Genomic DNA, 20,761 nt, shown 5'->3' on the forward strand with positions numbered 1-20,761 from the left:
GCAGGATGACGCTAACGACGACAGGTCCCATGGACAATCCTTCATCCTGCGCCATAGTCACAGACATGGACCACATCGATGCGGATATTGTCATTGTTGGCGGGGGGTTAAATGGCCCTTGCCTGGCGCTGGCCTGCGCTCAAGCAGGGCTAAGCAGTATCGTGTTGGACGCGCTGCCCGCGGAAATACGGGCCGAGGCGAGCTTTGACGGACGCGCCTATGCGCTGGCCCTGGCATCTGTACGGATGCTCGATGCATTGGGGATCTGGGACGCGGTCGCAGATAACGCCCAACCGATGCTTGAGATCAAAGCCTCGGACGGGCGTGCGGGCGAAGGGGCAGCTCCTTTTTTCCTGCATTTCGACCATGCCGAAATCGAAGAAGGCCCGATGGGTCACATGCTGGAAGATCGCTATTTGCGCCGCGCGCTCCTGTCCGCGATGGAAGCCGACCCGCATATCACGCATCGGCCCGGCGCTCGGGTGATTTCGCAAGACACCGATGATTTGGCGCGCGTTACCTTGGATGACGGCGCGACTATAACAGGGCGCCTCCTAATTGGGGCCGACGGCCGACGGTCCGGCGTGGCTGAGCGTGCGGGCATAAAACGAACCGGGTGGAGCTATGGTCAAACCGCGCTGGTCTGTGCCGTTGCCCATGAGAAACCGCATAACGGTATCGCCCATCAATTCTTCATGCCCGGTGGACCTTTGGCGATCTTGCCGCTGCCTGGGAATCGATCCTCGATTGTATGGTCAGAAGCCGAACCGCGGGCCAGTGCGCTCGTGGCATTGGACGATGGCGCATTCCTCGACGCCCTGCGCCCTGCCTTTGGCAGCTTTCTCGGCGAAATTTCGCTTGCCGGCGGACGGCACAATTATCCGCTGAGCCTGTCCTTGGCCAATGCATTCATCGCGAACCGATTGGCATTGATTGGCGATGCGGCCCATGGCGTGCACCCGATTGCAGGGCAAGGATTGAACCTGGGACTACGCGATGTCAGCGCGCTTGCCGAGGTTCTGGCAGAAGCCAAACGACGGGGGGAGGATATCGCCGCGGCAGACGTTTTGGCACGATATCAGCAATGGCGGCGCTTCGATACGGCCGGATTGGCATTGGCGACAGACACATTCAACCGCATGTTCTCGAACGACAATCCCGCCCTTCGCGCTGCGCGCCAGGTGGGAATGGGTGTCATCGGCGCCATGCCAGGTTTACGGCGCGCCTTCATCCGCCAAGCCGCCGGTTTGACCGGAGATCTACCGCGCCTGTTGAAAGGCCACCCGCTCTAGTTCACGTGTGACAGATTAATTCATCTTAGTACGGGTCCGACGTAGGGCAGGTCCAACCTACTCCCGCGAAACCACGGCAATTGGAGACACATCCGGCTTCAAAAACGTGAGAATTCACCTTGCTGGTTTCCCAGACTTGGCGGACGACCATTTGCAGGTACACTCACCGTGTTCTGAGTACATCGTAAAGGGTCGTGTTATGACCGGACCGAAGTTCATCGCGCTTGTTCTGTTTCCCATCCTAAGTTTGGCAAGCGTCGGATTTCTGGCCGCGGGAATGCTGGGCATAACCGCCGGCCTGGGTCTGGGAATTGCGGCCGCAGTTGCAGTGGGCATCTGGGTGAGCCTCGCGCAGACAAACAAAGGGGCATTTAAACGGGGATGCCTCAGCCTCGGCGCCGTCCTGCTGGGTATCCCATTGGTAATGCTAGCATTGCTTGGACCCGACCTCTTTTCAGCGCTCACGCCGACCAGTCAAGACGGCGATTATGCAGATCTGACAGTGGCGATCGCCGTTTTCATGATCGGATCAATCGTCCTGGCGATGCTGGTCGGGGTCTTCTTGGTGGTGATCGGCGCTTTGCTACGGAGGAGCCAAGCGCAGAACGCACCCTACGATCCGTGATGCCCCCGGCAGAATGCATCAGTCGATCTTGCGCGCTTCTTCCTCCAACATGATCGGGATGCCACCGCGGATCGGGTAGGCCAAGTGCGCGGCTTTCGAGATCAGCTCTTGCGCCTCGGCATCGTAGCTCAGAGGTGCCTGCGTCACGGGACAAACCAACGCCTCTAACATACGGCGATCGACCGGGCCCGGCTCAGGCGCATCCGTGTCAGTCATTGCAGACGTTCCTCATCCGATGTGCCAGCGCGCATCGCAAATTCCAAAAGGGTGACCAGCGTTTCACGACGGGTGGTCAGCGAAGGCGCCTCAAGCAAAGCCTGCTTTTCTTCTGGATCGAAGGGGCACAGCATCGATAAAGAGTTAATCAACAACTCATCGTCCGCCTCTTTCAAGCTTTCCCAATCGGTCGACAAAGACATCGCATCAAAATAGCGACCGAGCGAATTCAGAAAAGTTTCGCGATCAAAGCTTTTGTCTTCCTCGGTCGGGCCCAGATCCGCATCGAAGCCATCCCAGTTCACATCGCAACGGCGATAGGGGGTGAATCCCTGCACCTCTTGCGTAACACGGAACCGGGACATCCCCGACAGTGTGATCATATAGCGACCATCTTCCGTTTCCGAGAACTGTGTCACACGACCTGCGCATCCAATTGTGTGCAAACGCTTTTCCTGGCTGCCCGGCACTTCATAAGGTTGGATCATCCCGATCAGCCTGTGCGACGATTTCAACGTGTCGTCCAGCATCTGAAGATAGCGCGGCTCGAACAGGTGCAGGGGTAGCCGGGCGCGGGGCAACAAGAGCGCCCCGGGCAATGGAAATACGGGTATGGTTCCCGGCAGGTCGGCTTTGTGAAGCATGATACGCTAGCTAGCCTGATCCGAGGATCAGGCAAATATCATCGAGCTAAGTTTCCGACGCCCGTTCAACGCCACCGGATCCTGCGGGGTCAGTGCTTCGAAAATCGTGAATAGCTGTGCCTTCGCGGCGGCATCGTTCCACTCTCGGTCGCGGCGGAACAGTTCCAGTAGATGATCGACGGCGTCCTGCACATCGCCATTTGCATGCAGCGCCTGGGCAAGGTCAAAGCGCGCCTGGTGATCATCGGGATTGGCCTCAACCTGGGCCGTCAGATCAGCGACAGGCCCAGCATTGGCGGCCTGACGCGCCAATTCGATCTGGGCCCGCACGGCCTCAATTTCCGGAGCGTCGGAGATAGACGCAGGCGCGCCATTTATAACCGCCTCGGCCTGATCAGGCTCATCCAGGGCTAGATGAGATCGCGCAAGGCCCGCAAAAGCGGCGGCATTTTCAGGCTCCTCGCCAAGAATTGCCGCAAAGGTCTGCGCGGCATCGGCAACGGCGCCTTGGGTCAACATCTCTTCTGCCGCTTCCAACGCAGCACCCAAACCGCCATCATCACCTGACAGATCTGTCAGCTTCTTGATGAAATCCTTGATCTGGCTCTCCGGAACCGCGCCTTGGAACATGTCCACGGGACGTCCCTGAAAGAATGCGACCACAGTCGGGATCGATTGCAGCGGCAGACCTTGTTGTGCCAAGGCACCGGCAAGACGTTGCTCGGCATCGACGTCAATCTTGACCATTTTGACCTTGCCCTTGGCCTCGGTCACCGCCTTTTCCAGCATTGGACCCAAGGTTTTGCACGGTCCGCACCAAGTCGCCCAGAAATCGACGATCACTGGCACTTCGGCACTGGCCTCAACAACATCAGCCATAAAGCTGGCCTCGGTCCCGTCTTTGATCAGATCAGCGGCGGGTTGGGCATCGGTTCCGAATTCAAGCATGGCGGAGGCCTCCTGGCGGTGTGCGTCGCGCTGTATATGCGGGCCTCCGGCCGGTTCGCCAAGGGCTATAGGTCAAATGTTGCAAAAACGGGCGCATGGTCGGATGGTTTTTCCCAACCGCGCACATCACGCAACACGCGCGATGCATGTGCGGCGTTCGAAATGTCAGGCGTCGCCCAAATATGGTCAAGCCTGCGGCCCTTATCGGCGACATCCCAATTGGGCGACCGATAGGACCACCAGCTATAAAGATTGCCTTCGGGAATATCCTGACGCGTGATGTCGACCCATTTACCTGCATCCTGAGCCTCGGCCAGATGCTCGACTTCAATCGGCGTGTGGGACACTACTTTCAGAAGCTGCTTGTGGGACCACACATCATCTTCACGTGGCGCGATATTTAGGTCGCCGACCAGGATGGATTTCTTCGGAGCATCCACTTTGGCCCAATCCCGCATATCCGTCAGGTAGTCGAGCTTTTGCCCGAATTTGATATTCGCCTCTCGGTCGGGCACGTCACCCCCGGCAGGCACGTAGAAATTGTGGATCGTCACGCCGTTTTCCAGCCGCCCGGCAATGTGACGGGCATGGTCGAGCCCAGCAAATTCATGCGCGCCGGCCTCTTCCATCGGCAGTTTGGAAAAGATCGCGACGCCGTTATACCCCTTCTGGCCGCGCGCAACCATGTGAGTGTAGCCAAGAGTGTGAAAGACCTCGACCGGGATCTTGTCGACCGGCGATTTACATTCCTGCAGGCACAGCACATCCGGCGCTTCCTCCTGCATTAGCCGCGAGACGATGTCCTGGCGAAGCCGGACAGAATTGATGTTCCAAGTGGCAAGGGTGAAGGGCATGAACAGCTCCGCGGCGATGTGATCAGAGGGGGAGGATACGGGCTTGGTCAAGAAGGTCCAGAGCCTTCCATTCCGGTTTGCACACCGAGTTTGCCAATCGGCAAGCGCCTTGCCCACATCTTGCGCCATTCGCCACGGGGCACAGTTAGCACAGCGACCCCGCACCGATGCGCGCAGCGCGAGGTGCCGGGTCCGCCGACGCGTTTGGCATTGCCAAACAAGAAGGCGGAGACGCGGAATCGACCGTTGCAGCGCGAACCGGCATCTGTGCATCCTTCCTCCAAAGGAGCCACCCAATGCCCGCATTGATCCGTGAAAACCGCAATTTCCGCTTGCTGATCTCCGGCGCAGGTCTGTCGAACCTGTCCGACGGCATCGGCGTGTTGGCCTTCCCGTGGCTCGCCACATTGATCACCACCGATCCCCGCGCTCTGGCGCTCGTGGCCTTTGCGACGCGGGTTCCATGGCTGCTGTGGTCACTACCCGTGGGCGTCATCACTGATCGGGCGGATCGGCAACAATTAATGGTGCGCGCCGATATCGCGCGCATGGCTTTGGCGACGGCCGTGGTGGCCCTGATCGTCGCCGGACCGCGGGAGGCCAGCGGAGCCGAGGTCATCTGGATGATCGGCGCGCTCTCGGCTCTGGCGTTTCTGATGGGTACGGCGGAAGTCTTTCGCGACAATGCCGCCCAAACCGCCCTGCCCTCAGTGGTCGATAAGACCCGGCTGGAGGAAGCCAATGGTCAGATCTGGTCCGTTGAACAGGTGATGGGTCAGTTTATCGGGCCACCGCTGGCGGGCCTCTTGATCGCACTGGCGGTCCCGGCCCCCTTCGTATTCGAGGCGCTTGGATTTGCCCTGGCCGCCTGGGCTGTCTGGGCGATTGCGTTCCCAGCGCGACAGATTGCGGCACAGCGCGCAGGGTTCTGGCGCGAAATGCGTGAAGGGTGGAATTGGTTGCGTGATCACCGGGTGATCCTGCAATTGGCGCTGATGCTTGGCGGGCTTAACGCGGCCCACATGGCGGGCTTTACGTTGTTGGTTCTTTACAGCCAGGAAATCCTCGGCCTCGACGCATTCGGATATGGTCTTCTCCTGACCGCCGGTGCGGCGGGCGGTGTGTTGGGCGGCCTTGCCAATCCATGGATCGCCGCGCGTCTCGGCGCATCGCGTAGCCTATGGATCGCACTCGCCTTAATGCCACTTCCTTTCGTTGGATTGTACATGACAAGCTCGATCTGGGTCGCGGCACCACTTCTATTCCTAGAAACATTTGTGGCCGTGCTCTGGAATGTCGTCACCGTCTCTTATCGACAGCGCATGATCCCCGATGGCCTGTTGGGCCGTGTGAACTCGATCTACCGCTTCTTCGGCTGGGGGATGATCCCCCTGGGTGCTTTGGCAGGCGGCTGGATCATGGCCCTGGCCGAACCCAGTTTGGGTCGTGAGGCGGCTTTGCGCTTGGTCTTCCTTGTCAGCGCGGGGGCATTCACCGCGCTTTTCATCTATGGCGCGGCACGACTGCGATTGCCCAAATCGGCCTGACGCTTGGTAGGACGCCAAGATATGCGTGACGCAGATCTTAAAAAGAAACCCGGCTTTCGCCGGGCAAGTCCAACAGGGAGGTATGCTCCAATAAATACTTCGCGGCCTCAAATTCCGACTTGATCCATGTCAAAGTTTTTATAGCAGAATAAAAAAGACCCGGGCGCGATGCCCGGGCCAAGTCCAACAGGGAGGTGATGCCATAACCCGGGCATCGTCGGGATCATGTCAGGCGACCAAGCGATAGCCGCCGGATTCAGTCACTAAAAGTCGTGCATTCGAGGGATCAGGCTCGATCTTTTGGCGCAGTCGGTAAATATGTGTTTCAAGCGTATGGGTGGTTACACCAGCATTATAGCCCCAAACCTCGTGTAGAAGAACATCGCGGGCCACGACGCTATCCTGCGCGCGGTAAAGGAATTTGAGGATGTTGGTTTCTTTCTCCGTTAGACGGATCTTCTTGTCGTCATCAGTCACGAGCATCTTGACGGACGGCTTGAAGGTATAGGGCCCAAGCTGGAATACGGCATCTTCGCTTTGCTCGTGCTGACGCAACTGCGCACGGATCCTGGCGAGCAGGACGGGAAAGCGGAAGGGTTTGGTTACGTAATCGTTGGCGCCTGCATCAAGGCCTAGGATCGTATCGGCATCGCTGTCATGGCCCGTCAGCATCAAGACTGGGCATTTCACCCCCTGCTTGCGCATCAGGCGGCACAGCTCGCGCCCATCGGTATCGGGCAGGCCAACATCCAGGATCACGAGATCGTAGATGCTTTCCTTGGCACGCTCCATGGCTTCAGCCCCATTAGCGGCCTCAAACACATCGAAATCTTCGGTCATGACAAGCTGTTCGCTCAGCGCCTCGCGCAGATCGTCTTCATCGTCGACCAGCAGGATTCTCTTCAGGTTTGCCATGTCTGTCACCCTCGTTTCGTGTCTCGTTATGGTGACATGACCCGCAGATGCCCGCTTTGGCAACGGGTGTAACCAAGGTTCACGGGTGTGTGTCAGCCTGTGAGGGATTGTTTCAATTCCGCCGTGGAAGACGATAAGGATAGCTGATGAGCCTCTTGCCATCCCTTCGTGAGATCGTGGCCCGCGCACGCAGCGACCTGCGTGTTGGTCTGCCTGTTGTCTTGCAGGATGATGATACCGCTTTGCTGGTGATGGCTGCGGAAACCACGCGGGAGGCACGGCTTGCAGCGATGCGCGCAGCCGGATCCGTCGCAATAGCAATTACGGGTTGGCGGGCGGCAACACTCAAAATACGTGTGTATGACGGAGATATTGCCCGGATTACCCTACCGGCTGATGTCGGTGCGACTTGGGTGCAAGATCTGGCCGATCCGGCCAGGGATCTGAGCGCGCCCATGAAAGGCCCGTTTCAAGAAGTCCGAGACGACGCAGCAGGATTGCATCGATTGGCCTTGGATTTAGTCAAATCGGCACAATTGCTACCCGCAGTTTTGACGGTTCCTGTGCAAGATTGGCCGGACGACCTGACGGCGTTGCCAGCCAAAGGCACTGCAACGGATCTCGCCACAGCGCGCGATCTGAGCAATATCGCCGCCGCGCGATTGCCGATGGATGCTGCAGAAGCAGGCCGCCTGCACATCTTCCGGCCCGACAATGGCGAGATCGAGCATTATGCGGTCGAGATCGGTCGCCCGGATCGCGGGAGACCGGTCTTGGCGCGCCTGCATTCCGCCTGTTTCACCGGCGATGTGCTGGGCTCGTTGAAATGTGATTGTGGTCCACAGCTCAGAAGCGCTTTGGCCGAGATGGGCAAAGCTGGCGACGGCATTCTGCTCTATCTCAACCAAGAAGGGCGTGGCATCGGGTTGGCCAACAAGATGCGCGCTTACGCGTTGCAGGACCAGGGATTCGATACGGTCGAGGCCAATCATCGCTTGGGGTTTGAAGATGATGAACGGGATTTCCGCGTCGGTGCGGATATCCTGCGGCGCATGGGCTTTGGCTCTGTTCGGCTGATGACGAACAACCCGCGAAAAGTAACCCAGATGGAAGCGAGCGGGATCGAAGTGGCAGAACGTGTTCCGCTGGTGGTCGGCAGCAACCGGTTCAATTCTGCCTATCTGGACGTGAAACAGCGCAAATCCGGGCATCTGTTGTGATCGGACCTGAAGATCTGATTCTGACGCCATCTGGCCTGCGCTTCTGGGGCGCGCGATTGCCCTTCGTGGTCGGCCGCGGCGGTATCGTCTGTAACAAGCGTGAAGGGGATGGCGGGACACCTGTTGGGACACACCGTATCGTTGGGTGCCTCTATCGCGCGGATCGATTGGCGCCACCCTGCGATTGGGCGGTGCCGATTGGGCCTGGCGATCTTTGGTCGGATGCCGCCGATGATGCCCATTACAACCATATGGTGCGCGCGCCGTATGGACCATCGGCGGAGCGGCTGGCCCGTGGGGATCATTTATACGATATCGTGCTGGTGACCGACTGGAACTGGCCTCAGGCCGTGCCCGGGCGGGGATCGGCAATCTTCATCCATCAATGGCGTGGCCCTGGACGACCGACGGAAGGGTGTGTGGGTCTTGATCCCGTACATCTCCGTTGGATTGTGCCGCAGATCAGCTACGCGAGCCGATTAGTGGTCCCGGAGCGTTTGGGATCTTAACCGTAGTCGCGCGCGCCGAAAATAGCTGAGCCAACGCGAATATGCGTGGCCCCGAGCGCAATTGCTGTCTCAAAATCCGAAGACATACCCATCGACAGACCGGTTAGTCCGTTGCGCTCTGCGATCTTCGCCAACAATGCAAAATGCAAGCTTGGCTCCTCATCCACCGGTGGAATGCACATCAGGCCTTTCAGCGGTAAGTCGAGTCCGCGGATCTCAGACACGAAAGCGTCGGTTTCCGAGGGGAGACATCCGGCCTTTTGAGGCTCTTCCCCGGTATTGACCTGAACAAAGACATCCGGGCTCTCCCCCCGTTCCTGCGCCAGATCAGCGAGGCGTTTGCCGAGCTTTGGTCGATCCAACGTGTGGATTGTGCCAAACATCTCGACGGCGGTTCGTGCTTTGTTGGTCTGAAGCGGGCCGATCAAATGAAGGTGGAGACCGTCGTATTGGATCTGAAAGTCAGGCCAGCGGCCCTGCGCCTCCTGAACGCGATTCTCGCCGAATATGCGGTGACCCTGCTCGAGTACGGCTTGAACACGCTCCGCAGGCTGAACCTTGGAAACGGCAATTAGCGTGATGTCGTCAGATTTGCGGCCCTTGGCTTGGGCAACGGCGGCGATACGGGCGTTGATTTCTGATAGGGACATACCTCGTTCCACCAAAAGAAAAGAGCGGGCGCAAGGCCCGCTCTTCCCAATTCACTCTAATCCAAGATGGATTAGAAGGACATTGCCAGACCCAGCGAGAAGGTGTTCGAGTCGCCTTCAGCTGTGGTCGATGCGTTGGAAGCAGTCACGTCCGACCAGCCATAGCCGAGGTGTGCGGACAGACCGCCGCCCAGGTCGTAAGCAGCTGCCAGACCGAAACCTTCGGAGTCAGCAACAGTCGCGGTCGCATCCCAGTCAAACTGACCGTAGTTGGCGTGCACTGTGATCATGTCGAAGGTGTAGCTTGCACCAATCGCCATGTGCTCACCGTCGCCAAACTGGTCGGTTTCCAGCTGCGAGTAGTTCACAGCGGCCGAGAAGCCTGCATCCAACTCAACACCAGCCGACAGGCCAATGATGCTGCCTTCGTCGTCACCGGTGACTGCATCAGCAATCGTAGTGTCGTTTGCATACTGGTAACCAGCACCGATCACGACCGAACCGCCGGAGAAACCGAAGCTGTAGTTCGCGCCCAGAGCAATGACGTAATCGCCTTCGAGGCCATCATCGTCGTCAACTTCGGCCGACAATGCGACGCCGAAATCGCCGATCGAGTAATCGTAGCGCAGGACTTGACCGTCGAAATCGCCGAAGCCGTCGCCGAAGCTGTTACCGAAGTAACCAGCGTGCGCGGTTTCGTCATCGTTGATCGAGCCGGGGCTGCCCAGGTTAACTTCCTGCAGGGCCCAGTCGAGAGCGCCATCGGTGTCACCCATGGTCAACGTGCCGAAGTCACCCGAAATGAAGACGGTGAAGTCAGCGAAATCGCCTTGAACGTCCACTGGGTCAGCGCCTGTGTCGACCAGGTCGTCCAGGTCAATCTGAGCGCCAAACTGCAGGCCGCCATCGGCTTCACCCGACATGGTGAAACGAACGTCGACGGACTGGTGGAAGGTCGTGTTGACCTCGCTACCACCTGCAACACCCATTTCGGCGCCACCGGTGATCGCAACGTCTGCTGCTGCTACGCCTGCGGTCGCAACGAGCGCGGTTGTAGCGAAGAGAACCTTTTTCATGGTTTATCCCTCGTGTTTACTTAGAAGGTGCACCCCAAAACGGAACACCCGAATTGAGTATGCAACGTTCATCGCGCCAGACCCCTTAACATGCAAGGAACAGCGGGGGTGTGTAGCGATCTTGGTCCGGGGCTGGTGCAGACATGCCACACCGCAGCAAGGTGGGGTGCATTTGCCGGTCCATACGGTCAAAGCTTCGCCAGGTTGCCCTGTTCTTCAAGAACCGATAGGACGGCCTCGGCTATGTATTAAGGTGTTAAACACGATGATGGTTCCTGCTCGTTTCGCCCCTAAGCGCACCATGTCCCTGGTGATCGCACTAGGTATGAGCCTGACTTTGGCAGCGTGCGGCGGCACCGGTGAAGGCCGGTTTGCGAATGATCGCGAGGCATCGAATGAACGGCTGCGTGAAGAAGGCCTGTTGCGCGACCCGAATCGCGAAAGCATCTTCGACCTTTTTGGAGGTGGGGCCGATCCGTCGGTCACCGTCGAGGTAAATCGCTATCTTTGGCGCGCCTCGCTGGAGATCCTGGACTTCATGCCGTTGGAAGCAGCCGATCCCTTCACCGGAATCATGGCCTTTGGATTCGGCACCCCGCCGGGCGGCAGCCGCGCCTACCGCGCCACCGTCCAAATCACGGACCCCGCGCTTGAGGCGCGCAGCCTGCGCATTGCCTTGCAGGGCCGCAATGGTGCTGCCGTGAGCCGCGAGACCGCCCGTCAGGTGGAAGACGCCATCCTGACTCGTGCCCGCCAGCTAAGGGTCGCGGACGGGCGGCTATAGACCAGCCGCATTCGTCCGCTTAAACACTCCGCCGGGCCCTTTGCCCGGCGTTTTCATGTCCGCCTATTCAAGGAATTGACCGATGTCCCGCTACGACCCGTCCACAATCGAGCCCAAATGGCAAAAAGCCTGGAACGAGGCCGGGACGTTTCTTGCCAAGATGTCGCCCGACAAACCGAAGTATTATGTGCTGGAAATGTTTCCATATCCATCGGGTAATCTGCATATCGGCCACGTAAGGAACTATACGCTGGGCGATGTGGTCGCTCGGTATAAAAAGGCTACCGGCCACGCAGTTCTGCACCCGATGGGCTGGGATGCCTTTGGGCTGCCCGCCGAAAACGCGGCGATTAAACGGGGCATTCACCCCGACACCTGGACGCGTCAGAATATCGCCAACATGAAGGCGCAATTTGCGACGTTAGGCCTGAGCCTGGATTGGACACGCGAATTCGCAAGCTGCGACGTCGCATACTACGGTCGTCAACAGTCACTGTTTCTGGATTTCCTGGAAAAGGGCCTGATCTACCGTAAGAATGCTGTGGTTAATTGGGACCCGGTCGACATGACGGTTCTGGCCAATGAACAGGTGATCGATGGGAAGGGCTGGCGATCCGGCGCGGAGGTTGAGCGCCGTGAACTAACGCAATGGTTCTTCAAAATCAGTGATTTCTCAGAAGAGTTGCTGTCCGCCCTGGACGGGCTGGACGATTGGCCAGCTAAGGTGAAGCTGATGCAGGCCAATTGGATCGGCAAGTCCCGCGGCCTGCAAATGTCGTGGAAGCTGACTGCGCCCACCCATGGGTTTGACGCGATCGACGTCTATACCACTCGGCCCGACACACTGATGGGCGCATCCTTCCTGGGTCTGTCGCCGGACCACCCGTTGACCAAAGCGCTAGAGGCCGAGAACCCGGATCTGGCCGCTGCTGTCGCCGAGATGCGCAAGGGCGGCACAAGCGAAGAGGCCCTGGAGACCGGTGAAAAGCTGGGCTTTGACACCGGCCTTCGCGTCACCCATCCGCTGAACCCAGACTGGGAAATCCCCGTCTGGATCGCGAATTTCATCCTGATGGATTACGGGACTGGCGCTATTTTCGCTTGCCCGGCCCATGATCAGCGCGATTTGGATTTTTGCCTGAAATACGATCTGCCGGTCATCGACACATTCGAAGCGCTGGACGGCCCCGAATCGGTCGATGGCGACGCTTTTGTGCCGCCAAAAAGCGAGAAAGTGCGCTGGTTGAACCATTTCGCCGGTCTGACCGAGGCCACCGGTGAAGAGGCCATTGAAGCCACGATCGATTTCATGGAGAGCCAAGGGCTGGGCCAGGCGACGACCCAGTTCCGTCTGCGCGATTGGGGGCTGAGCCGCCAGCGCTATTGGGGCGCGCCGATCCCGGTGATCCATTGCGACACTTGCGGCGTGGTGCCGGAGAAAAAGGAAAACCTGCCGGTCGAATTGCCGATGGATGTGACCTTCGATATTCCAGGCAACCCATTGGATCACCATCCGAGCTGGCGGAATGTGGATTGTCCTGCTTGCGGCACGCCGGCGCTGCGCGAAACCGACACGATGGACACGTTCGTCGATTCGAGCTGGTACTACGCCCGCTACACCTCCCCGAATGCCGAGGGCCCGGTTGACCGCGAAGAGGCCGAATACTGGATGAACGTCGATCAATATATCGGCGGCATCGAGCATGCGATCCTGCATCTGCTGTATTCACGGTTCTTCGCCCGCGCGATGCATCTGACTGGCCACCTGCCCCGCGACGCTCAGGAGCCATTCAATGCGCTGTTTACCCAGGGCATGGTCACTCATGCAATCTATCAGACGCGCGACGACGCGGGGCGGCTGGTCTATCACTATCCGAGTGATGTCGAGCTGCGCGATGGCAAAGGCTATCTGGCCGATGGCACCGAGGTGGAAATCATCCCATCCGCCAAGATGTCGAAATCCAAGAACAACGTCGTGGATCCGCTGGCAATTGTCGATCAATTCGGCGCCGACACGGCACGGTGGTTCGTGCTGTCCGATTCGCCCCCTGAGCGGGATGTGGAATGGACAGCGGCGGGCGCAGAGGCAGCCTTTAAGCACCTCAACCGCGTCTGGATGCTGTGCGACCGGATTGGTGAGATGGACCGAAACGCTCAAGGCGACGGCGATGAGTTCTTGCTGCGCGAGATGCACAAAACGATCCGCGACGTCACCAGCGGCATCGAAAGCTTTGGCTACAATGCAGCCATTGCCAAGCTCTACGCCTTCACAAATGTCTTGCAGAAATCCAAGGCGAGCTATGCCACGCAACGCGAGGCGGTGATGATTCTGGCCCAGTTGATGGCGCCGATGACCCCACATCTGGCCGAAGACATCTGGGCCCACCAAGGCGGAAAGGGACTGATCGCTGAAGCCCCATGGCCGAAGGCAGACGCGGCCATGCTGGTCGAAAACACGGTAACGTTGCCGATCCAAATCAATGGCAAACGCAAATCGGAGATCGTGGTCGCCAAGGACGCGAGCAAGGAAGAGGTTGAAAAGATCGCGCTTGCAGACGAGTCTGTGATCAAGGCATTGGCCGGAGCCGCGCCGAAAAAGCTGATCGTTGTACCCGGACGGATCGTGAATGTTGTTATCTAGCCGACGCCTTACCCTTTTCCTGCTGCTCGCACCGCTGGCGGCGTGCAACTTCCAACCGGTCTATGGACCAGGCGGGTCAGGCGAAGCGGTCCGCAATCAGATCACCGTCGCCGAACCAAATACCCGCGAGGAATTCGAGCTTGTGGCGCGCTTGGAAGATCGCCTAGGCGTCGGCTCAAGATATGCGCTCGATTATCAATTCGGGATTGGCGAGGCGAGTATCGCTGTCGACGGTGCTGACAATATCAACCGGGTGAATGTGAACGGCACCGTTAGCTATACATTGCGTGATGCCCTTAGCGGCGCAGTAATCCATTCAGGAAGTGTTCGAACATTCACATCTTTTGCCACGACGTCCTCGCCCGTTGCGACCTCTGCGGCGCGGCGGGATGCGCGGGACCGTTTGGCGGTGGCCCTAGCCGATCAATTGGTCACCGATCTGATTTTGACAGCGCCGCGCTGGTCGTCACCCGGCAATGAAGCTTAGCCCCCGCGACGCGACCGCTTACTTCAAACGCCCGGATCCAAAGGCCGCCGGTTGCCTGATCTTTGGCGATGACGCGATGCGGGTCGCGTTGAAACGGCAGGACCTGATGGCCGCCCTCCTGGGGACCAACGCTGAAGAAGAAATGCGGCTGACCCGGATGACGGGTGCTGAGTTGCGCTCGGACAATGCGATGCTGCTGGATACCGTCAAGGCGGTAGGATTTTTCCCGGGCCCGCGTGCCGTTTTGGTGGATGGCGCGACAGATGGCTTGTCGAAGGTCTTCGCCGCCGCCTTGACCGAATGGGCCGAGGGTGACGCACAGATCATTGCCACGGCAGGGCGACTGACCGCGAAATCGGCGCTGCGCAAAGTATTCGAGAGCGTCAAAACCGCCTATGCAGCGGCAATTTACGATGATCCGCCGGGGCGCGCGGAGATCGAAGATTGGATGAAAGAGGCCGGATTGGCTGCGCCCGATGGCAATGCGATGGCGGATTTGGAAGCGTTGTCGCGAGCAATCTCTCCCGGCGATTTCCGCCAGACTATCGAGAAGCTTGGCCTCTACAAACGTGGCGATTCCAGCGCCATCAGCGCCGCCGATATCGAAGCCGTGGCTCCCATGACCCGCGAAGCGGAGTTGGACGATATCCTGCACGCCACCGCCGAGGCAGAAACCGGCGCGATCGGACCGATCCTGCAGCGTCTTTCGCAGCAGGGCGTGGCGCCGGTGACGCTCTGCATCTCGGCCATGCGGCATTTCAAAGCGCTGCACGCCGCGTCTTGTCATCCCAATGGACCGGTTGCGGGGCTACAGGCGCAGCGACCGCCCGTCTTTGGTCCGCGCCGCGACCGCATGGCACGGCAAGCCGGACGATGGGGCCGCAAAACGTTGGAATCTGCACTCTCCATGCTGGTGGAAACCGACCTAACCCTGCGTTCTGCGACAAACGCACCCCAAATGGCGGTGATGGAAAGAACGTTGATCCGATTGGCAATGTTGCCGAACCGTCGCGGAGGAGGACGCAGATGACACGGTATCAGGTGGTCGGCGGGGTCCGGACGCGAACCATGCGAGTGCTGTGGACGCTAGAAGAGCTTGGGCTGTCCTACGACCACATCGATGCTGCGCCACGTTCTGACGAAGTGCGCGCATTGAACCCAAGCGGTAAGGTGCCGGTTTTGGTCACCAATGGTGTGGCGATTCCCGACTCCGTGGCCATCATCACGTATTTGGCTGATGCCCATGACGCCCTGACCTATCCGGCGGGAACGGTGGACCGCGCACGCCAGGATGCGTTTGTTCAGATGGTAAACGACGAAGTTGACGGGGTGCTTTGGGCTGCGGCGCGGCATAGCTTTATCTTGCCGGAAGCGCACCGCGTGCCGCAGGTGAAAGACAGCCTGCGTTGGGAATTCGCGCAAAACCAGCAACGGATCGCGGAACGGATGACACCCGATGGACCGTTTGTGATGGGCGAAGTGATGACGATTGCGGACATTCTTCTGTCGCACTGCATGGGATGGGCCGGAAGCGCCAAGTTTGACGTCACTGAGGATCGCCTTCTGGCACATGACGTAATGATGAAGGCCCGACCAAGCTTCAAACGCGCCCTGGCAGCGGGAAAGTCAACATCCTGAGCCGGAACTTGCTGCGTCAGGCGAGTACCGCGCCGCATGTTGACCCGCCCAGCGACCTGTGGCGAAACAAGCAGTGATCAGGTAGCCCCCCGTTGGCGCCTCCCAATCCAGCATTTCCCCGGCAACGAAGACACCAGGGATCTCTTTCAGCATTAAGCCAGGTGTCACGGCCTCTCGCATGACCCCGCCAGCGGTGGAAATCGCCTCATCCAGCGGACGAGGACCGTCATGGCGGATGGGCAGCGCCTTGATCAGGCCCGCCAGCGCTTTCGAATCGTCGGGAAGCGGACGACCAAATTCTTGTAGAAGAGAGCGCTTCGCAGAATCTAGACCGAGCTTCGTCAGTGCCTTGGTCAAAGTCTGTTTGCGCGGGCGCTTGGCCAGCATCACCGCCAGGGCGGCGGTGTCACGATCCGGCATGAGATCAAGGCGCAGCGATTTTCCTTCCCGCATCGCAGCAGAAACAGCGTAGAGACCCCCACCTTCCAACCCAGGCTGAGAAATCACGATCTCGCCACGGTAAGTTTTACCGCCTGCACTCAGGCCAATATTTTTCACAGGAGATCCGAAAAACGGCGCCATATGATCACTCCATGTGACCTGGAAGCCCATATTCGAAGGTTGAAACGGCGCCAGTTTCACGCCCTTCTCAGCCAACCAGGTTGCCCACGCGCCATCCGACCCAAGCCGCGCCCAGCTTGCGCCGCCCAACGCCAAAACCGTAACCGCGGGAAGAAGACACCGTGATCCGTTGGGCGTGTCGAAGGACAAAGCCTCGCCTTCAAACCCAGTCCACCGCCAGCATAGACGCAACTCCGCCTCGATACGCCGCAGCCAAGCGCGCAGAAGCGGCGAGGCCTTCATGGCTTTTGGAAAGACTCGCCCAGTAGATCCGGTGAAAATCGGTTGGTCCAAATCTTCGGCAAAAGCCATCACCTCGATGGGATCCAATTGTTCAAGCATGGGGCCCAACCAATCGGACGCCGCACCGTAGGCTTTGATAAAACGAGCGGTGGGCTCATCCTTTGTCAGGTTCAGGCCGGACTTGCCCGCCATGAGAAATTTACGCCCGGCCGAAGGCTTGGCGTCCACCAATGTCACTCGACGTCCAGCTTGCGCCAGAGTTTCGGCAGCCATCAGGCCCGCAGGACCGGTGCCCAGCACCAGCGCATCGATCTTGTCATCCTGCGGCGCGGCGCCAATTTGCTCGATCATGGATGAAACTCCCATATGCCCCCTTTGTGAGCGGCCCATACCGCCCCATGCCCGGCAAAGTCTGCACCACTTGATCCCGAAACTGCGCGGAGGCAAGGGTGGGCCAACCGTTCTGCTTCACCAGATCTGCCATAACGAGATCCACGCAACCCTGTCCGAAGCCGAATTGGCCAGGGTTTACAACACTCCGGATGCGCTTCGCACACATCCAAGGATCGAGAAATTCGTGATCTGGGTGCGAAAACGGCCCAACGATTTCCATTCGAAAACACCTGGGGCCCGGCGCGGGTGGAAACGGCGTTAGCAAGGCACCCTGTCACAGGGTGCGACTTGCCGCGATGGCGACAGGCCCGGTTAGCACAGCGACCCCGCACCGATGCGCGGAGCGCGAGGTGCCGGATCCGTCGACACGTTTGGCATAACCAAACACGGAGACCGACACCGTAGCCTAAACGAGGCTCTACGGGACCATCGACTTAATCTTATGCAAGATATCGGGCGTTCCGTCGGCGGCATCAGCACAATGCGCGCGGGCGGTCTGCATCAGATCGCCGGGCGAGACGACGCGATCAATCAAACCATAGGCATGGGCCTCGTCAGAACTCAGCCTTTGCCCCGCCAGAAGGATCATCTTAGTACGTGCCGGGCCAATCAGCGCCGCAAGGCGAACTGGGTCTGACGGCTGCGGTAGAAAGCCAAGCTTTGCGACGGGATAAAAGAACCGAGCGTTTGGCACCGCGATCCGAAGATCACAAGCCAGCGCCATGCCGAATGCCCCGCCTGCAAGCGTTCCGTTCAGCGCCGCGATCGTCAGACACGGCAGCGCAGCCACGGCGCCCGATACCTGCTCCCATACGGGAGAGGTTGCAAGACCAGCCCGGGCCTCATCCAGATCGGCGCCAGCCGAGAACACCTTGTCACCGGCCCCTGTCAGGATCACGGCACGCGCGCCTTCCGCATCACGCAGGGCGGCGGCCATGTCCGACAGCATCGCGCCCGTCAGAGAATTCGCCTTATCCGGGCGATCCAGTGTAATTGTGACAACCCCATCTTCGCCGCCGTCAACACGGATCATGACAATTCCAACCGCGCGCGCAGGGCTTCATCCCGCAAAGAGATATCGCCGCCCAGATATGCATCGGCATCTGGCGTACACATCCAAGCCAGTGCTTTCGCCGGCCATTCCGGCGGGATGTGATCGGACCAGTCCAGATCGCTGACTGGATTCACCCCGCTAGACTTGATCTCACGCTGCATCTGCGTGGCCACCGTCCCCGGTGATAGCCCTAAAGCCCGAATGCCCTTGTCGCCCATCTCGCGGTGGAGACACTGCGTCAGCATTAGAGCTGCGGCTTTCGAGCTACAATAATGTGACCAACCTTCCAACGCGCTTGTCGCCGCGCCAGACGAAATGCCGATAATCGTTCCACCAGCGCGCATATGGGGCAGTGCAGCGCGTATGCAGTTAAACACGCCCTTCAGATTGATATCGAAGGCCTGGGACCAGGCATCGGGATCGGCCTCTTCCAGGCGGGCCACAGGCTCGATCACGCCAGCATTGTTGATCACCACATCCAGCGCACCGAACGTGTCTACAGCAGCCTGAAAGGCAGCTTCGACCTCCCAATAGCGGGCAACATCACACGGCACGGCCAGGGCGGTCTGACCTAGTTCGCCCGACAGGGTCGCGATAGCATCCCGACTGCGTGCCAGCAGAACCACATTGGCACCAAGCGCCGCAAACTCGCGCGCGGTGGCGGCGCCGATTCCACGGCTCGCACCGGTGATTGCAACGGTTTTTCCGTTCAGAATATGGGTCATGGCCCTTGCCCTCTTCCTTGATCTCGGTGTCCGACTCCTACGCGCCTGCGGCTGTCAGAACCAGTCCAATCGATTGCAATGGCGGAAGAACGCCCCTTGACGGCCGACCCGCCCCCCATGGACGATGCGCGCAGAATTCAACGCTGACGGAGCTATCCTGCGATGTTTCAAATCTCCTATCGTCTTTCCGGGATGGCATGCGCCGTTCTCTGCGCAACACCTTTGGCCGCTGACACGATCGCAACCGAGGTCTGGGCGGAATGGCAGCAGCAAGCCACGCAGATGGGCCAAACGCTGAGCGCCGATGTCACCGAAACCGACACCGGCCTTGAGCTGGCCAATCTGACCACGGTCTTTGAAGAAGAGGGCGTCCGCACGCGCGGCCGGGTCGACAGCGTCGTGATGACGGAAAATGCCGATGGTACGCTGAGCGTGACGTTCTCGAACCCCTATTCCATGTCGGTTAACTTTGACGTCGACACCGATGCACCCCCGGCCAATATCGAGTTCTTGGTCAGCCATGAGAACCTGCAAATGGGTGTCTCGGGCGACGCTGGTGCGCGTGTTTACACTTACACGGCCGATGTGATCACCCTGACCGAGGGGAATATCTCCGGCGGTGATGGCCTGCCGCCAGATATCGACATCGATATGACGGTGTCGGATCTGGATGTGACCTATCGACTGATCGGCACCGATCCCGATGACATGCGATTTGCAAGCTCCTACAGCTTTACCGAAGCGCTTGGATTATTCGAAATTACTGGCCCACCCGATGATCCGGGCCGCGTCAAAGTCGGCTTGCTCTACAGCGATTTGTCCGGCAGCAGCGCGGGTTCAGTGTTGCCGCCCGCAGCGTTTAGTCAACCGAACGGAGAGTTCCCGGAAGGCTTGGAATTCGCCGGGCAATCCAACCATGCGGGTTTGGATCTTGAGATCTCTGTCGATATCCCCTTGAACCGTTTCGATCTGGTTATGGGATCAGGTACCACCGCGTCCAATTTCTCGATTTCGGAAAATGGATTTGCATTTGGGACAGATGCTGAAGATTTGCTCTTGCGCATGGCCTCACCGGATCTGCCAGTGCCGATTGATGGCAGCCTGGGTGGCTTGACCATGGCGATGGATGTACCGCTAAGCGCGGCGGACGATCCTCAGGACGTTACCACGCGCTTGGCTATTGAAGATCTGGAACTGGCAGACGGGATCTGGGGCTTGTTTGACCCGGGCGCCGCGATCCCGCGCAACCCGGCAACTGCCATTCTGGACATCACGGGTCAGGTCCTGATCTCGACCGATTTGATGGGCATAAATCCAGAAGAGTTAATCGCACCGCCCGGTGAACTGCGCAGCATGAATGTGAACGAGTTGCGCTTATCTGTAGGCGGTGCGGAGTTAACGGGGGACGCCGCCATGGTCTTTGCCCCCGACCAGATTGAGCCCGTCCCAGAGGGCACCGCCAACTTGGAATTGAGCGGGGGCAATGCGCTTTTGGATGCATTGATTAATGCGGGCCTGGTCCCTGCCGAGCAAGGCGCCTTCGTACGGGGTATGGCGAATGTCTTTGCACGCCCCGGCGCGGCGGCGGACACATTGGAAAGCACGATCGAATTCGGCGCCGACGGATCGATCACCGCCAACGGCGTTCCGATCCAGTAAAGCCATGCCTGCCGACGGAG

Annotated in this window: 22 protein-coding genes; 12 read left to right on the forward strand and 10 right to left on the reverse strand. The window is 59.2% G+C overall.

The window, feature by feature from the left end; genetic code table 11:
• Positions 1-29: 29 nt before the first annotated feature.
• Both V8J82_RS21050 and V8J82_RS21055 read left to right on the forward strand, forming a co-directional pair.
• Positions 30-1,292, forward strand: a complete 1,263-nt coding sequence (locus V8J82_RS21050) for an FAD-dependent monooxygenase (RefSeq protein ID WP_339978465.1) — start codon at positions 30-32, stop codon at positions 1,290-1,292.
• A gap of 199 nt (positions 1,293-1,491) precedes the next feature.
• On the forward strand, positions 1,492-1,917 hold the full coding sequence (locus V8J82_RS21055; protein ID WP_339978467.1) for a hypothetical protein: 426 nt from the start codon (positions 1,492-1,494) through the stop codon (positions 1,915-1,917).
• Between the two features lie 18 nt (positions 1,918-1,935).
• On the opposite strand, the gene V8J82_RS21060 is transcribed toward V8J82_RS21055, so the two are convergent.
• The 4 genes from V8J82_RS21060 to V8J82_RS21075 all read right to left on the reverse strand — a co-directional run bounded on the left by V8J82_RS21060 (position 1,936) and on the right by V8J82_RS21075 (position 4,579).
• A complete protein-coding gene (locus tag V8J82_RS21060) occupies positions 1,936-2,133 on the reverse strand; it encodes a Trm112 family protein (RefSeq protein WP_339978469.1) in 198 nt (65 codons plus the stop codon).
• A complete protein-coding gene (locus V8J82_RS21065) occupies positions 2,130-2,777 on the reverse strand; it encodes an LON peptidase substrate-binding domain-containing protein (RefSeq protein ID WP_339978471.1) in 648 nt (215 codons plus the stop codon). Before V8J82_RS21065 ends, V8J82_RS21060 begins: the two co-directional genes overlap by 4 nt.
• A gap of 27 nt (positions 2,778-2,804) precedes the next feature.
• The gene (locus tag V8J82_RS21070) at positions 2,805-3,725 is read right to left on the reverse strand and encodes a tetratricopeptide repeat protein (protein WP_339978473.1); all 921 of its coding nucleotides are present in this window, start codon (positions 3,723-3,725) and stop codon (positions 2,805-2,807) included.
• Positions 3,726-3,790: 65 nt separating this feature from the next.
• Complete coding sequence (locus tag V8J82_RS21075; protein WP_339978475.1) at positions 3,791-4,579, reverse strand: exodeoxyribonuclease III; 789 nt, start codon at positions 4,577-4,579, stop codon at positions 3,791-3,793.
• 296 nt (positions 4,580-4,875) lie between these two features.
• Between V8J82_RS21075 and V8J82_RS21080 the strand changes: the two genes are divergently transcribed.
• Positions 4,876-6,126: an MFS transporter gene (locus V8J82_RS21080; protein ID WP_339978477.1), complete on the forward strand. Its 1,251-nt coding sequence runs from the start codon at positions 4,876-4,878 to the stop codon at positions 6,124-6,126.
• A 228-nt stretch (positions 6,127-6,354) separates the two neighbouring features.
• On the opposite strand, the gene V8J82_RS21085 is transcribed toward V8J82_RS21080, so the two are convergent.
• Complete coding sequence (locus V8J82_RS21085; protein WP_339978479.1) at positions 6,355-7,041, reverse strand: response regulator transcription factor; 687 nt, start codon at positions 7,039-7,041, stop codon at positions 6,355-6,357.
• A 146-nt stretch (positions 7,042-7,187) separates the two neighbouring features.
• On the opposite strand from V8J82_RS21085, the gene ribA reads away from it, so the two are divergent.
• Together ribA and V8J82_RS21095 are read left to right on the forward strand one after the other, a co-directional pair.
• Entirely contained in the window at positions 7,188-8,261 is a 1,074-nt protein-coding gene (gene ribA / locus V8J82_RS21090; RefSeq protein ID WP_339978481.1) for a GTP cyclohydrolase II, read from the forward strand.
• Positions 8,261-8,770 carry a L,D-transpeptidase family protein gene (locus V8J82_RS21095; RefSeq protein ID WP_339978560.1) on the forward strand — a complete coding sequence of 170 codons (510 nt, stop codon included), beginning with the start codon at positions 8,261-8,263 and terminating at the stop codon, positions 8,768-8,770. The genes ribA and V8J82_RS21095 overlap by 1 nt, the downstream gene beginning before the upstream one ends.
• Here the strand turns inward: V8J82_RS21095 and V8J82_RS21100 are convergent.
• Positions 8,767-9,420, reverse strand: a complete 654-nt coding sequence (locus V8J82_RS21100) for a YggS family pyridoxal phosphate-dependent enzyme (protein ID WP_339978483.1) — start codon at positions 9,418-9,420, stop codon at positions 8,767-8,769. The two genes, V8J82_RS21095 and V8J82_RS21100, sit on opposite strands and share 4 nt — an antisense overlap.
• 71 nt (positions 9,421-9,491) lie before the next feature.
• Positions 9,492-10,496 carry a porin gene (locus V8J82_RS21105; RefSeq protein ID WP_339978485.1) on the reverse strand — a complete coding sequence of 335 codons (1,005 nt, stop codon included), beginning with the start codon at positions 10,494-10,496 and terminating at the stop codon, positions 9,492-9,494.
• A gap of 265 nt (positions 10,497-10,761) precedes the next feature.
• Between V8J82_RS21105 and V8J82_RS21110 the strand changes: the two genes are divergently transcribed.
• From V8J82_RS21110 to V8J82_RS21130, 5 genes are all read left to right on the forward strand, one after another.
• Complete coding sequence (locus V8J82_RS21110; RefSeq protein ID WP_339978487.1) at positions 10,762-11,280, forward strand: DUF3576 domain-containing protein; 519 nt, start codon at positions 10,762-10,764, stop codon at positions 11,278-11,280.
• A gap of 82 nt (positions 11,281-11,362) precedes the next feature.
• On the forward strand, positions 11,363-13,921 hold the full coding sequence (gene leuS, locus V8J82_RS21115; protein ID WP_339978489.1) for a leucine--tRNA ligase: 2,559 nt from the start codon (positions 11,363-11,365) through the stop codon (positions 13,919-13,921).
• Entirely contained in the window at positions 13,908-14,408 is a 501-nt protein-coding gene (gene lptE / locus V8J82_RS21120; protein WP_339978491.1) for an LPS assembly lipoprotein LptE, read from the forward strand. Before leuS ends, lptE begins: the two co-directional genes overlap by 14 nt.
• Positions 14,398-15,438, forward strand: a complete 1,041-nt coding sequence (gene holA / locus V8J82_RS21125; RefSeq protein WP_339978493.1) for a DNA polymerase III subunit delta — start codon at positions 14,398-14,400, stop codon at positions 15,436-15,438. The genes lptE and holA overlap by 11 nt, the downstream gene beginning before the upstream one ends.
• The gene (locus V8J82_RS21130) at positions 15,435-16,046 is read left to right on the forward strand and encodes a glutathione S-transferase family protein (protein WP_339978495.1); all 612 of its coding nucleotides are present in this window, start codon (positions 15,435-15,437) and stop codon (positions 16,044-16,046) included. Before holA ends, V8J82_RS21130 begins: the two co-directional genes overlap by 4 nt.
• Here the strand turns inward: V8J82_RS21130 and V8J82_RS21135 are convergent.
• Positions 16,035-17,261 (reverse strand): TIGR03862 family flavoprotein, encoded by a 1,227-nt coding sequence (locus tag V8J82_RS21135; RefSeq protein WP_339978497.1) that lies wholly within the window; start codon positions 17,259-17,261, stop codon positions 16,035-16,037. The genes V8J82_RS21130 and V8J82_RS21135 overlap by 12 nt on opposite strands.
• Here V8J82_RS21135 and V8J82_RS21140 point away from each other — a divergent pair.
• A complete protein-coding gene (locus tag V8J82_RS21140; RefSeq protein ID WP_339978499.1) occupies positions 17,260-17,565 on the forward strand; it encodes an HNH endonuclease family protein in 306 nt (101 codons plus the stop codon). The two genes, V8J82_RS21135 and V8J82_RS21140, sit on opposite strands and share 2 nt — an antisense overlap.
• A 156-nt stretch (positions 17,566-17,721) precedes the next feature.
• On the opposite strand, the gene V8J82_RS21145 is transcribed toward V8J82_RS21140, so the two are convergent.
• Positions 17,722-18,336 carry an enoyl-CoA hydratase/isomerase family protein gene (locus V8J82_RS21145; protein ID WP_339978501.1) on the reverse strand — a complete coding sequence of 205 codons (615 nt, stop codon included), beginning with the start codon at positions 18,334-18,336 and terminating at the stop codon, positions 17,722-17,724.
• On the reverse strand, positions 18,333-19,082 hold the full coding sequence (locus V8J82_RS21150; protein WP_339978503.1) for an SDR family oxidoreductase: 750 nt from the start codon (positions 19,080-19,082) through the stop codon (positions 18,333-18,335). The genes V8J82_RS21145 and V8J82_RS21150 overlap by 4 nt, the downstream gene beginning before the upstream one ends.
• Before the next feature lie 162 nt (positions 19,083-19,244).
• On the opposite strand from V8J82_RS21150, the gene V8J82_RS21155 reads away from it, so the two are divergent.
• Complete coding sequence (locus V8J82_RS21155; protein ID WP_339978505.1) at positions 19,245-20,741, forward strand: DUF2125 domain-containing protein; 1,497 nt, start codon at positions 19,245-19,247, stop codon at positions 20,739-20,741.
• Positions 20,742-20,761 lie beyond the last annotated feature (20 nt).

This window comes from Gymnodinialimonas mytili (assembly GCF_037544085.1).
In the GTDB taxonomy this organism is placed as follows: Bacteria; Pseudomonadota; Alphaproteobacteria; order Rhodobacterales; family Rhodobacteraceae; genus Gymnodinialimonas; species Gymnodinialimonas mytili.